General features: G+C 68.4%; 13 protein-coding genes. 5 read left to right on the forward strand and 8 right to left on the reverse strand.

Annotation, left to right across the window (positions count from 1 at the left end; genetic code table 11):
- The first annotated feature begins 15 nt into the window (after positions 1-15).
- The 5 genes from AB3M34_RS22100 to trxA all read left to right on the forward strand — a co-directional run bounded on the left by AB3M34_RS22100 (position 16) and on the right by trxA (position 7,158).
- Entirely contained in the window at positions 16-2,160 is a 2,145-nt protein-coding gene (locus tag AB3M34_RS22100; protein WP_370617017.1) for a DUF6049 family protein, read from the forward strand.
- The gene (gene murJ, locus AB3M34_RS22105; RefSeq protein ID WP_370617018.1) at positions 2,157-3,944 is read left to right on the forward strand and encodes a murein biosynthesis integral membrane protein MurJ; all 1,788 of its coding nucleotides are present in this window, start codon (positions 2,157-2,159) and stop codon (positions 3,942-3,944) included. Before AB3M34_RS22100 ends, murJ begins: the two co-directional genes overlap by 4 nt.
- Before the next feature lie 58 nt (positions 3,945-4,002).
- Complete coding sequence (locus AB3M34_RS22110) at positions 4,003-5,586, forward strand: protein kinase family protein (protein WP_370617019.1); 1,584 nt, start codon at positions 4,003-4,005, stop codon at positions 5,584-5,586.
- 131 nt (positions 5,587-5,717) lie between these two features.
- Complete coding sequence (gene trxB / locus AB3M34_RS22115; RefSeq protein ID WP_370617020.1) at positions 5,718-6,671, forward strand: thioredoxin-disulfide reductase; 954 nt, start codon at positions 5,718-5,720, stop codon at positions 6,669-6,671.
- Between the two features lie 160 nt (positions 6,672-6,831).
- A complete protein-coding gene (trxA, locus tag AB3M34_RS22120) occupies positions 6,832-7,158 on the forward strand; it encodes a thioredoxin (RefSeq protein ID WP_370617021.1) in 327 nt (108 codons plus the stop codon).
- Between the two features lie 110 nt (positions 7,159-7,268).
- Here trxA and AB3M34_RS22125 read toward each other — a convergent pair whose 3' ends face one another.
- The 8 genes from AB3M34_RS22125 to rpmH all read right to left on the reverse strand — a co-directional run bounded on the left by AB3M34_RS22125 (position 7,269) and on the right by rpmH (position 12,418).
- Complete coding sequence (locus AB3M34_RS22125) at positions 7,269-8,312, reverse strand: ParB/RepB/Spo0J family partition protein (RefSeq protein ID WP_370617022.1); 1,044 nt, start codon at positions 8,310-8,312, stop codon at positions 7,269-7,271.
- Positions 8,309-9,124 carry a ParA family protein gene (locus AB3M34_RS22130; protein WP_370617023.1) on the reverse strand — a complete coding sequence of 272 codons (816 nt, stop codon included), beginning with the start codon at positions 9,122-9,124 and terminating at the stop codon, positions 8,309-8,311. The genes AB3M34_RS22125 and AB3M34_RS22130 overlap by 4 nt, the downstream gene beginning before the upstream one ends.
- 305 nt (positions 9,125-9,429) lie before the next feature.
- Complete coding sequence (gene rsmG / locus AB3M34_RS22135; RefSeq protein WP_370617024.1) at positions 9,430-10,062, reverse strand: 16S rRNA (guanine(527)-N(7))-methyltransferase RsmG; 633 nt, start codon at positions 10,060-10,062, stop codon at positions 9,430-9,432.
- Positions 10,063-10,073: 11 nt separating this feature from the next.
- Entirely contained in the window at positions 10,074-10,613 is a 540-nt protein-coding gene (locus AB3M34_RS22140) for a protein jag (protein WP_370617025.1), read from the reverse strand.
- Positions 10,610-11,632, reverse strand: coding sequence for a membrane protein insertase YidC (gene yidC, locus AB3M34_RS22145; protein ID WP_370617026.1), 1,023 nt, complete (start codon positions 11,630-11,632; stop codon positions 10,610-10,612). Before yidC ends, AB3M34_RS22140 begins: the two co-directional genes overlap by 4 nt.
- Positions 11,632-11,889 (reverse strand): membrane protein insertion efficiency factor YidD, encoded by a 258-nt coding sequence (gene yidD / locus AB3M34_RS22150; RefSeq protein ID WP_370617027.1) that lies wholly within the window; start codon positions 11,887-11,889, stop codon positions 11,632-11,634. Before yidD ends, yidC begins: the two co-directional genes overlap by 1 nt.
- 7 nt (positions 11,890-11,896) lie before the next feature.
- A complete protein-coding gene (rnpA, locus tag AB3M34_RS22155; protein WP_370617028.1) occupies positions 11,897-12,262 on the reverse strand; it encodes a ribonuclease P protein component in 366 nt (121 codons plus the stop codon).
- Between the two features lie 18 nt (positions 12,263-12,280).
- Positions 12,281-12,418: a 50S ribosomal protein L34 gene (gene rpmH / locus AB3M34_RS22160; RefSeq protein ID WP_205602793.1), complete on the reverse strand. Its 138-nt coding sequence runs from the start codon at positions 12,416-12,418 to the stop codon at positions 12,281-12,283.
- Between the last annotated feature and the right edge of the window lie 469 nt (positions 12,419-12,887).

Genomic DNA, 12,887 nt, shown 5'->3' on the forward strand with positions numbered 1-12,887 from the left:
TCTAGCATTGCCCCGATGACACGCGCCGATGTACGCCACTCCCGCCCTGCGCGCCGACATGCGGCTCGGGTGGTGGTGGCGACCCTCTTGGCCGCTGTCGTCGCTGTGCTCGTCCCCGCGGGAGTCCCGACGGCCGGCGCCGCCGACGAGGATCGGTTGGCGGTGACGATCGACGCCATGACGCCCGTCGCTCTCGGAGCCGGCGACACGCTCACCGTCAGTGGCCGGGTGAGCAACCCGTCGTCGCAGGCGTGGAGCAGGCTACGGGTCCACCTGGTCATGCCGTCGGTCCCCTTGACCGACCCGGCTGCCGTCGATGCGGCCCTCGCCGAGCCGACGGCGGCGACCACGGGGACACGCCTGACCTCCCCCGGGGTCGTCGTCGAGGCCGGCGACCTGCAGCCGGGCGACACGACGACCTTCGAGCTGGAGGTTCCGGCGACCGAGCTGCCGACGACCTCGGCGGGCGTCTACCCCGTCGGCGTCCACGTGCTGGCCACCGGCGAGGACGGCAGCCGTTCGCGCGACGCCGTCGGGCGCGCGTACACGGTCGTCCCCTACGTCGCCGACGATCCGACCGCGCCGACGCAGGTGTCGATGGTCTGGCCGTTCGTCGCGCCCATCCAGCGTGACGCCCGCAACCGGTACGTCGGGGCGCCGACGCTCGTGAAGTCGGTGTCGCCGGGCGGGCGCCTGCGCCGCATGCTCGACCTCGCCCGCGCCGACGAGTCATCGCCGAGCACGGTGCTGATCGATCCCGCGCTGCTCGACGCGTTGCGCGACATCGCGAACGACTCGTACGGGCCGGGCCGCGACAACGCCCCGGGCGGCTCCGCCGCGTACGCACCCACGCCGGTCGCGGACGAGAGCACCGGCTCCGGGCGCGTCCAGGCCTTCTTGAGCGAGCTGGTCGACTACGCCCGCCGGCACACGGTGTGGGCACTCCCGTTCGGTCGTCCCGACTCGGCGGCACTCACCCGCCGCACCGCCGGGGACGACGGCGCGACAGTCGTCGCGGCTGCGAGGTCGGCGACGGCGGCGACCCTCGCACAGTTCGACCTGACAGCCCGCATCGTCTCGTGGTCTCCCAACGGCATCACCAACGCGACCCGGATCAACGGTGCCCGCCAGCTCGGAGCCACGGGTTTCCTCGTCTCGCCCGACGTCCTGCCGGGTTGGACGCCCACCGACAGCACCGCGCTGCAGGCGTCGGTCGCCGCGACGCCGGCCGACCTGGTCGTCGTAGACCCGACGCTCGCACCCGAGGCGTCCGGCTCCAACCCGACGCTCGCACTCCGCCAGCGAGTCGCCTCCCGTGCGACCCTTGCCGCTCTCGGGCAGGGATCACGCCACCTCGTCGTCGTCCCGAGCGCGAGCTTCGACCCCGGCAGCGAATGGGCACGCGCCCGCTTCCCGACTCTCTTCGACCCGGCCTGGGTGTCGCCGGTCGCCGCCGAGGCGCAGCTCGGGGGGAACGCCGCTGCGTGGGAGGGCCGCGTCAGGCTCCCGGCCAAGGCCAACCAGCGACCCATCGACCGTGACCAGGTCGCCGCCTCGGCCCGCATCGTCGACACCGGCGGTGTGGTGAGCGAGATCCTCGGCGACAACGAGCGCAGGGACGTGTTCTATCAGCAGAGCGCCTCGCTCGCCTCGTCGCAGGACTGGCGGTCGGCCCGCACCCGCGGCGTCAAGCACGCTGACGACCAGGCGGCGTCGGTCGACCGCATCCTCGACCGGGTCAGCGTCTCCACGTCGTCGTTCGTCACGCTGTCCGGCTCCTCGGGCCGCTTCCCCGTGACGATCACCAACGAGCTCTCCGCCCCGGTCACGGTCGGCGTCCACTTCACCGCCGACGACCGCTCCGCACGCATCGAGGACATCGAGCCGCAGCAGATCCCCGCCGGTCAGAGCGTCACGCTGACCGTGTCCGCAGACGTCGGGCAGGCGACCACCACGACATTCGTCGCGACCCTCGCGACCGCGGAAGGATCGTTGTTCGGCGACGGCGCGGCCTTCACGCTCCGCTCGAGCGTGGTCGGTCGCATCATCTGGATCTTCTTCGGGTTCGCTCTTCTCCTCGTCGTCGTCGCGATCGCGCGACGCGTCGTCAAGAGTCGTGCTGCGGCGTCCGCTGAGGACGAGCCGGGGTCCGACGCATGAGCAAGCACCGGCAGACCCGACGAGAGCGTCGCCGAGACGCAGCAGCACGCACCGCGACCTCGAAGTCGTCGCCGCTCGCCGCCGAGGCACCCGACGCGGCGTCGGAGGTCAACGAGACGAGCGAGGCGGTCGCCGAGGCCGTACGCCGCACGTCGACGGGGCTCCTGTCCGCAAGCGTGCTCATGGCTGCGGGCACGATCGTCTCGCGACTGTCTGGTTTCGTCCGTTCTGCCCTGATCTTTGCCGCCATCGGGTCGTCGCTGAACGCCGACATCTTCACCGGCGCCAACACGATCCCGAACGCGCTCTACATCCTCGTCGCCGGCGGCATCTTCAACGTCGTGCTCGTCCCTCAGCTGGTCCGCGCGATGAAGGACGACAGCGACGGCGGCGAGGCGTACGCCCAGCGCATCGTCACCCTCGGCCTGCTCGTGCTCGCCATCGCCACCGTCGTCCTGGTGATCGCGACTCCCCTGCTCGTCCGGCTCGTGTTCGACCACCGGCTCTTCGACCCGGGCAACGAGGACGCGCTCTCGTCCGCGTACGCGCTGATGCGCTACTGCCTGCCGCAGGTCTTCTTCTACGGGGCGTTCGTGCTCGTCGGTCAGATCCTCAACTCGCGCGGGCGCTTCGGGCCGATGATGTGGGCGCCGATCACGAACAACGTCATCTCGTGCGCCGTCCTCGTCACGTACATCGCCGTCTACGGCAGCAGCAACGGCTCCGACGGCTTCACCAGCGGCCAGGAGCTCCTGCTCGGCGTCGGGTCGACCGTCGGCATCGCGGTGCAGGCGCTGGTGCTGATCCCGTACCTGCGCGCCGCCGGCTTCCACTACCGACCCCGGTTCGACTTCCGTGGAGTCGGGCTCGGTCACACCCTCAGGCTCGGCGCGTGGACGCTCGCCTTCATCCTCGTCAACCAGGTCACGTTCGTCGTGATCACACGGATCGGCACCAGTGCCGGGCTGCTGGCGCTCGGCGACGGCACGACCGACCCGGCAGGGACAACCGTGTACGCGAGCGCCTTCTTGATCACCCAGGTCCCGCACGGGGTCATCACGGTCTCGCTCGTCACGGCGACCATGCCGCTGATCTCGCGGCTCGCGGCCGAGGGCAACCTGACCGCGATGCGCGCCGAGATCCAGGGCAACATCCGCCTCGTCCTGTCGCTGCTCGCGCCGATCGCCGTCGCGGTGTTCGCGCTGTCCGAGCCGCTCGGCACGGTGGTCGCCTCGTGGGGAGCCATGGAAGGACGCACCGAAGCCGTCTCCGCCACGATCGCGGCGTTCGCCCCCGCGATCATCTTCGTCTCGCTGCACTACATGAGCCTGCGCGGGTTCTACGCGCTCGAGGACACCCGGACACCGTTCTTCCTCCAGCTCGTATTGGCCACCGTGAACATCGCGGTCGCCGTCGTCTTCGCGACGCAGGTCGATCCCGAGGCGATCTCGACGGTGCTCGCGCTCGCGTACGGCTCCGCGTACCTCGTCGGATCGCTCCTGGCCATCACCGTGCTCTCGTTCCGGATCGGTCCGGTCGTCGACTGGAGCGCGGCTGGGTTCCTGGGGCGACTCGCCCTGGCGTGCCTGGTGGCGGGCGCCGCCATCATCGGCTCCTTCACGTTCCTCGCCGAGCCGCTCGGGCTCGACGGCGACGACAAGATCTCGGCGCTCCTCTCCCTGGTCCTCTTCGGCGGGCTCGGCGCCCTGGCATTCCTCCTCGCGGCGTGGATGCTCCGGATCCGGGAGGTCACCTCGGTCATCCGCACAGTCCTGCGGCGCTGATCTCGGCCGACCTGGCAGCGGACCCCCGGAGGCCGGGTCGACCCGGATAGCATGAGGCGTGGACCAGACTGCGGCACTCTGCTCGGGGCTCATGCTCTCGGGCCGCTACCGCCTCGACGACCTGATCAAGGAGTCGGGCGGTGCTGTGACGTGGAAGGCGTACGACACGGTCCTCGACCGTCCCGTCGGCGTCCAAGCCCTCCGGGCCGATGATCGCCGCTCGACGGCGTTCGTGCTCGCCGCCGGCCGCTCGACGGCGGTGTCGGACCCGCGGTTCCTGCGGGTGCTCGACATCATCGAAGGCGACCACGGGCACACCTACCTCGTACGCGAGTGGGCCCGCGCCGTCTCGCTCGACCACGTGCTCGGCCCGTCCACCCTGACCAACTCTCGCTCGACCCATGTCGTGCTCGAGCTCGCCGACGCTTTCGCGCAGGCGCACGAGGCGGGCGTCTACCACCGCCATCTCCGCCCCGCGACCGTCCTCGTCAAGGAGAACGGCGGCATCCGGATCATCGGGCTCGCCACCGACCATGCCCTCCGGTCAGCACACCACGACGTCGACGACGCGGACGTGGGCTACGCGGAGCAGCTCGACGTCGAGGCGATCGGCAAGATCCTCTACGCCTGTCTGACCGGCAGGTACCCCGGCGGTGACGAAGGACTCGCTCCGGCGCCGCGCGAGCACGGGCGCGTCCTGCGTCCGCGCCAGGTCCGCGCCGGCGTCTCCCAGGACGTCGACACCGTGTGCGACCGCATCCTCGGGCGTCCGCCCCGGCACCACCGGCCCCAGCTCCGTACGGCGCGCGACGTCGCCCTGGAGTTGGCGATGACCGGTGACGACTCGACGATCGACCCTGAGGTGAAGGTCGCGTCCTCGCCGGACGTCTTCCGGCACGACCCCGTGCGTGACCTCCACTCCGACCCGCCGCCGGCGGTGAACCCGCCCAAGCCTCGGCCCGCGGCGTTCGCACCGGCTCCGCCGACCCCGCTCGAGCGTGGTGTCTCGAGGGTGAAGAGCTCGACGAAGGGCAGCGAGCGCAAGCTGATCTGGCTCGCGCTCGCCGTCATCACTGTGCTCTCCGTGACGCTCACCTTCATGGTCGGCCGTGCGTCGGCCCCGTCCGGCACCCCGCCGACAGCCGAGGACCCGACACCCGAGGTCAGCCGCTCCGTCGTCGACTTCGGGGTCGACTCGATCGTCTCGTTCGATCCCCGACCTGACGGTGACGGCGACGAGAACCCGGGCCAGGCCAAGCTCGCGGTCGACGGCGACAGCAGCACGTCGTGGACCACCCGCGAGTACTACCGGCGCAGCGACCTCGGTGGGCTGAAGGACGGCGTCGGGCTGCTCATCGATCTTGGCCGCGTCCGCGACGTCACCGCCGTCCAGGTGGAGTTCGGTGCCGCTCCGACGTCGTTCCGGGTGTACTCCGCCCCGGGGGTTGCCAAGCCCCCTCGCAACACGTCCGACATGGAGCGCGTCGGTGGATACACCGATGCCCCGATGGGTGCCTCGGTCTCGTTGTCGCAGCCGACCACGACGCGCTACGTCCTCGTGTGGCTCACGCGCCTCCCGGAGGTCGACAAGGACGTCTACCAGGGCGTCGTGTCGGAGATCTCGGTCCGCGGGCTCGAATAGACCGGCTCGTGGCGGTCCCCTCGAATCAGTCGGCGTGCCAGGGTGTGGCGGCTCACGGGAATGTCACCCACCTATGATTCGTTATGAGTGGTGCGGTTTCCACACGCACTGATCGTGACCAAAGGCGGAGCATGTCCACTGACGTACGCAACGTGATCATCATCGGCTCCGGCCCGACCGGCTACACGGCAGCGGTCTACACGGCCCGTGCCAACCTCTCCCCGCTCGTGTTCGAGGGGTCCGTCACCGCTGGTGGCGCGCTGATGAACACGACCGAGGTCGAGAACTTCCCCGGCTTCCCGGAGGGCATCGACGGCCCGGCACTCATGGACAACATGCGTCGCCAGGCCGAGCGCTTCGGGGCTGAGCTGGTCGCCGACGACGTCGTGTCGGTCGACCTCACGGGCGACGTCAAGGTCGTCCGTACGGCGACCGGCGAGCACCACGCCAGGTCGGTCATCCTTGCGATGGGATCGGGCTACCGCAAGCTCGGTGTCGACGGCGAGGACCGCCTGTCCGGTCGAGGCGTGAGCTGGTGCGCGACCTGCGACGGCTTCTTCTTCCGCAAGCAGGAGATCATCGTCGTCGGTGGTGGCGACTCTGCCGTCGAGGAGGCCACGTTCCTCACGCGCTTCGCCGACAAGGTCACGCTGGTCCACCGTCGTGACGAGCTCCGCGCCAGCAAGATCATGCAGGAGCGCGCTTTCAAGAACGACAAGATCGAGTTCGCCTGGAACTCAGCCGTCAAGGAGATCCGCGGCGAGCTGTCGTTGGAGGGTGTCGTCCTCGAGGACACCGTGACCGGCGAGGAGCGTTACGTCCCGGCAACCGGCCTCTTCATCGCGGTCGGACACGATCCCCGCTCGGAGCTCTTGGCCGGCCAGGTCGAGCTCGACGCCGACGGATACGTGCTCGTCCAGCCCGGTTCCACCCGGACCAACCTCCCGGGCGTCTTCGCCGCCGGAGACCTTGTCGACCACACCTACCGCCAGGCCGTCACGGCGGCCGGCACCGGATGCTCGGCGGCGCTCGACGCCGAGCGCTACATCGCCGACCTCGAGCACGCCGAGCTCGCCAGCGTGTGATGACCGACGTCCGGCAGACTTTCCCTCCGGGAATCCCTGCCTGCCTCCTTGGCGTTGCACCTGTCAAGCAGGGTACGACCGCTCGTCGGTCTCCGTAGTACCGGTCAGCTCGCCGTCGAGCTGCTCCGTCACCGTCGCTTCGATCGAAGGGGAACCAACCGTGGGAAACATCCAGGCCGTCACTGACGCCGACTTCCCGACTGCAGTCCTGGGGGCCGACAAGCCGGTCCTCGTCGACTTCTGGGCCGAGTGGTGCGGCCCGTGCCGTCAGGTCTCGCCCATCCTCGAGGAGATCGCTGCGGAGTACGGCGACAAGATCACCATCGTCAAGATGAACGTCGACGAGAACCCTCAGACCCCCGCCTCGTACCGAGTCACGTCGATCCCGACGCTCAACGTTTACCAGAACGGCGAGATCGTCCAGACGATCGTCGGCGCCAAGCCCAAGAGCATGCTGCTCAAGGAGCTCGACGCCTTCGTCAGCTGAGCACGACCACGATCGCCGTACCAGAAGAGGGCCCCGCACCGGTCGGTGCGGGGCCCTCTTCTATGTCGTCGCGGTCGCTTTGACGCTTAGTCGGTTTGTCGACAAACCGACTAGTTGCCCGTTTCGCTCGCCTTTGCTGCGGGGTCCATCAGCGTGACGATCCGCTCAAGGTCGTCGATGGACGCGAACTCGACGGTGATCTTGCCCTTGGTCTTCCCGAGATCCACCTTGACGCGGGTGTCGAACCGATCGGCGAGGCGATCTGCGAGGTCGGCCAGCTTGGGGGCGACCGGGCGACGCACACGCTGCCGCGGCTCCACGGCTGGTTCGTCACCCTCGCCTAGGGCGACGAGCTCCTCGAGTGCGCGCACCGACAGTCCCTCAGCGACCACGCGCTGGGCGAGGCGATCCTGCCTCTCGCTGTCGGTGACCGACACGAGCGCCCGCGCATGACCCGCGCTGATCACGCCGGCAGCGACGCGGCGTTGGACGGCCGGTGTCAGCCGAAGCAGCCGCAGCGTGTTGCTGATCTGAGGGCGTGACCTGCCGATGCGGGTGGCGAGCTGGTCGTGCGTGCACCCGAAGTCGTCCAAGAGCTGCTGGTACGCGGCAGCCTCTTCGAGGGGGTTCAGCTGGGACCGGTGGAGGTTCTCGAGTAGGGCGTCGCGAAGGAGGTCCTCGTCAGAGGTGTCACGGACGATCGCGGGGATGACGTCGAGTCCGGCCGCCTTCGTGGCGCGCCATCGACGCTCACCCATGACCAGTTCGTAGGCGTCGGCTCCGACGGTGCGGACGACGACCGGCTGAAGCAGCCCGACCTCCCGGATGGAGTGGACGAGCTCCGCCATCGCGTCCTCGTCGAACACCTCTCGCGGCTGCCGCGGGTTCGGTGACACCTGCTCGACAGGGATCTCCGCGAAGTAGGCGCCCTCGACCGCCGCGAGTCCGGCGGTGCCGGCCTCCGGCGCCGGTGCCGGTGGGGCAGCCGTGGTGGTCTCAGACGCCCGCTCGGCGGCCGTGTCAGGCGGCGTCCCGAGTGGCGTCGTGGTCGATGCCGATGCGCTGCCGTCCTCTGTTTCACGTGAAACCTGGGGCGGCGCGGTGGGGATCAGGGCGCCGAGACCACGGCCGAGTCCTCGTCGTTGCTGGCTCATGCTGCTGGCTCCGCTCCGGCCACCGCAATCTCACGTGCCGCCTCCAGATAGGACAAGGAGCCAGGTGAGCTGGGGTCGTACGTGATCACTGTCTGCTGGTAGCTGGGGGCCTCTGAGATGCGCACGGACCGTGGGATGGCCGTCTTGAGCACGCGGTCGCTGAAGTACGCCCGGACCTCGTCCGCGACGCCGGCGCTGAGGCGGGTCCGCGCATCGAACATCGTGAGCAGGATGGTGTTGAGCGTCAATGAGGGGTTGAGCTGCTCCTGGACCATCTCGACGGTCTTGATCAGCTGACTGAGGCCCTCGAGCGCGTAGTACTCACACTGGATCGGGATCATGACCTCGCGTGCCGCAGCCAGGGCGTTCACGGTGAGAAGACCGAGCGACGGCGGGCAGTCGACGTAGACGTAGTCGTACGGCCGTTCCTCATTCGCGTTCGCGGCCAGGAACTCGTCGAGCGCCCGGCGGAGGCGCGTCTCTCGGGCGACCATGGGGACGAGCTCGATCTCGGCGCCCGCGAGCGCGATGGAGGCAGGCAGAACGTCCAAGTTCTCCACGTCAGGGCAGGGCTGGATCAAGGACATGATGTTCTGTCCATCGACGAGCACCTCGTAGACGCCCGGGGTCTCCGCGTTGTGTTCGACGTTGAGTGCCGTCGACGCGTTTCCCTGCGGATCAAGGTCGATCACGAGCACACGCTGGCCGTGCGTCGCCATCGCGGCCGCAACGTTGACGGTGGTGGTGGTCTTGCCTACGCCGCCCTTCTGGTTCGCGACGACGATCACACGGGTCGCCGTCGGACGAGGCATCGGGTCGGAGGAGTTTGCGAGCTGCTGGCGTCGCAAGCTTGCTTCGACTTCCTGCGCAAGGGGTGTGTCAGTCGGGAGGGCACCAGCATGCGCGAGGTCGGACGCGCGAGGAACACTCATCGGTACTCGGGGGTCGTTCACGCAGGCTTCTCCTCGTGAGTCTTGGTTTCACGTGAAACAGGCGGGGGTTGCCACCCCACAGGGCCTCTCTCCACGGTGTCAGGCTCCAACATGTCAAGAACCGGGGTCGCCTTCGGACTTGTCCAGGCGTAGCCCAGAGTCGGCGCCACGTCCACGTGCGTCATTCAGCCCACCTTGTCGATCATCACCATCGTCGTGGGAGTCTCGACGACGTCCTCACCGTACGACTTGACGCGCGGGTTTGTCCCACCCGCCGCGCGGATTGTGGAGAGCGCCTCATCGATCTCGCGCTGGGCGGATGAGCCCTTGATCGCCCACATCGTGCCACCCGGCCGCACCAGGGGAAGCGACCAACGGACGAGTTTGTCGAGACCAGCCACCGCCCGGGACGTGACAACGTCGTACTGGCCAGGCGCCTCGTCTGCTCGCCCCCGAAAGACCGTGACGTTCGACAGGTCCAGGTCTTCGACGACCTCCGACAAGAAGGTGGTGCGGCGGAGAAGTGGCTCGATCAGAGTCACATCGACGTCCGGGCGCGCTATGGCCCAGACAAGGCCGGGCAGACCCGCACCGCTCCCGATGTCGGCCACCGTCGCGCCGGACACGAGATCCCTTGCCATCACTCCACAGTTCAGGATGTGCCGGTCCCACAAGCGCGGGACCTCACGAGGGCCGATCAGACCGCGGAGCACGCCTTGGTCAGCCAGCAGGCCGACATAGGCCGACATCGTCGGCAAGCGTTCTCCGAACACGCCCTCGGCGGCGGCGGGATGGGACGTTTCACGTGAAACACCCATGGCGGAGCGCCTCAGTCGGCCAGGATGACGACGCGGCGTTCGGGCTCCTGACCCTCCGACTCGCTCGTCAGGCCCGCGGCCGCGACGGCGTCATGGACCACCTTGCGCTCGAACGGCGACATCGCGACGAGACGAGCAGGCTCGCCGGAGGCGCGCACGGTCGCGATGGCATCGGCAGCGATCTGCTGAAGCTCTGTACGCCGCTGAGCGCGGAAGCCAGCGACGTCGAGCATGAGGCGGCTGCGTTCGCCGGTCTCGCGGTACACCGCGAGGCGAGTCAGCTCCTGCAACGCCTCGAGCACCTCGCCGTCGCGCCCCACCAGCATCGACAGGTCGCCACCGACGATCGAGACAGACGCACGGTTGCCTTCGACGTCCATGTCGAGGTCACCGTCGACGTCTGCGATGTCGAGAAGCTCCTCGAGAAAGTCCGCTGCGATGTCGCCCTCGTTCTCGAGGCGTTCGACTCGCTTGCTCCGCGTGCCCTCGTCCTCGAGTGGCGTGGACTGCGGATCGACTGCTGCTTCGGACTCGTGAGATGTCTCGGTCACGACTTTGCCCCTCCCTGGCCGGCATCATCGTCCGGCGCGTCGTCTGAATCTGGCTGCGAAGCATCGGGAGAGCCCTGACCCTGCGGGCCTGGGCCCTTCTTCCGCTGCTCGCGGGACTGCTTCTTGGGCTGCTGACGGCGTGGGGGCGCAGGCTTCTCGTCCGTGGCGACGACCTCGGGCGCAGGCTCTGCGAGCTTGCCGTGTCGCTTGTCGCGCTCGCGCTTCGCCTCGAAGGCCGGCGTGCCGGGCGCGGGGTTGTTGCGGATCACGTAGAACTGCTGGCCCATCGTCCAGGCGTTCGAGGTCGTCCAGTAGAGGAGGACGCCGACCGGGAAGGCGATGCCGCTGATCGCGAAGACGAACGGCAGCACATAGAGCAGGAGCTTCTGCTGCTGCGCATACGGACCGGAGAGCGCGTCGGCAGGCATGTTCTTGGACATCAGCTGACGCTGCGTGAGGAAGGTCGTCGCGGTCATCAGCACGACGAGCACCGCGCACACGATCTTGACGTGCACCGTCGGGTCGGTGAACTGGCTGGCGATCTGGACACCCAGGAAGGTCGCCTCGCTCATCGACTCGGCCTGAGCCGGAGAGAGGAACCCGTGAGCAGTCCCGTTGGCGGCGCCGTTGATCACGCGGAACAGCGCAAAGAAGATCGGCATCTGCAGCAGCAGCGGCAGGCAGGAGGCGAACGGGTTGGTGTTCGCCTCCTTGAAGAGCTTCATCTGCTCCTGGGCCATCCGCTCCCGGTCATGGCCGTACTTCTTCTGGAGCTCGCGGATCTTGGGCTGCAACAGCTGCATGTTGCGGCTGGCCTTGATCTGCTTCACGAACAGAGGGATGAGGAGCATCCGGATCGTGATCGTCAACCCGATGATCGAGAGGGCCCAGGTCCAGCCGGAGTCGGGATCGAGGCCCAGGTGGGAGAAGACCCAGTGCCAGGCCAGCATGATCCCGGAAACCGGGTAGTACAGGACCTGCATGATCGTGTCGAAAAAGTCGACGATCGCGTCGAACATCAAACCCCTCGCGGTGGAGTCGGGGAGGATCCGCGGGCAGCGGATCTGGGGGGAACGGGGTCGAGACCTCCCGCGGCCCAAGGATGGCAGCGAGCGAGTCGACGGGCAGCCAACCAGCTACCTCGTACAGCGCCGTGCTCCTCCACCGCGCCGAGCGCGTAGGCGGAGCATGACGGGTAGTAACGACAGACCTGACCGTACAGCGGACTGATCGCGAACCGATACGCCTTCAGGAAGCCGATGAGCAGGGTCTTCACAGCGAGATCACGCCGATCCCGGCGTCGCCGGTGACGTGATGAGTCTGGCGAGCACCTGGTCCACGTCGGCCCCGAGCTCGACGGACGAGCGACGTGCCGAGGACGGAAGGGCCCGCAGCACGATGTCGGTGCCGCCCGGGATGGTCACGAGCCGATCTGCCATGAGACCGCGGAGACGGCGCTTGACCGTGTTGCGCGTGACTGCGTCGCCGACCTGCTTGCCGACCACGAACGCCACGCGCACGGAGTCGTCCGGGCGACGTGCACCCAAACGAACGTAGGCGAGGACGGTGCGGGAACCCGCACGGCGTCCTCGCCTCGTCGTTGTTCGGATGTCGTCGCTCGTGCGGAGACGATGCGCCTGTCTCAGCACCGCACGGCCCAGCCCGTCTCAGGCCGAGAGACGCGTGCGGCCCTTGCGACGACGGTCCGCCAGGATCGCGCGGCCGGCGCGCGTGCGCATGCGCAGGCGGAAGCCGTGCTTGCGCGCGCGGCGACGGTTGTTCGGCTGGAAGGTGCGCTTGGTCACGGGAAAGCTCCCCATCGTGTCTCGGACCGCAACGCTCGCGGTCATCGGGTACTGGGCGGTGAAGTGGAATGCCGGTTCGACGGCCACCGCCCGCCGACGTCCGACCAGACAGGCTGGAGGCACGCAGGCATGCGGCAGGTGTCGAGGACTTCGACCCCACCACGGTACGTGGTCGCTCCACAGTGGGTCAAACCGGCCCTACACCCGTGAGGAGTCCCACGTCCAGGCTCCACGCCGGAGCCCCGGGTTGCGGAACCTCGAAGACCCTGTGGACAATCGGTTGCTGGTGCCTATCGGGGCTGTTAACGTCCCCGGGACGGGCCGATATCCACAGGGGCCGACATGGCCGCTGAGGGTCAGAAAACGTTGAGATCACGGGAATCTCTTCACGGGGAACAGTAAGTCCACAAGTTGTGGATAACTATGTGGACGCCTGTGCCAGCCACAGGAGCCGGAGATTGGGGCCACG

The sequence above is a fragment of the Mumia sp. Pv4-285 genome (assembly GCF_041320275.1).
In the GTDB taxonomy this organism is placed as follows: Bacteria; Actinomycetota; Actinomycetes; order Propionibacteriales; family Nocardioidaceae; genus Mumia; species Mumia qirimensis.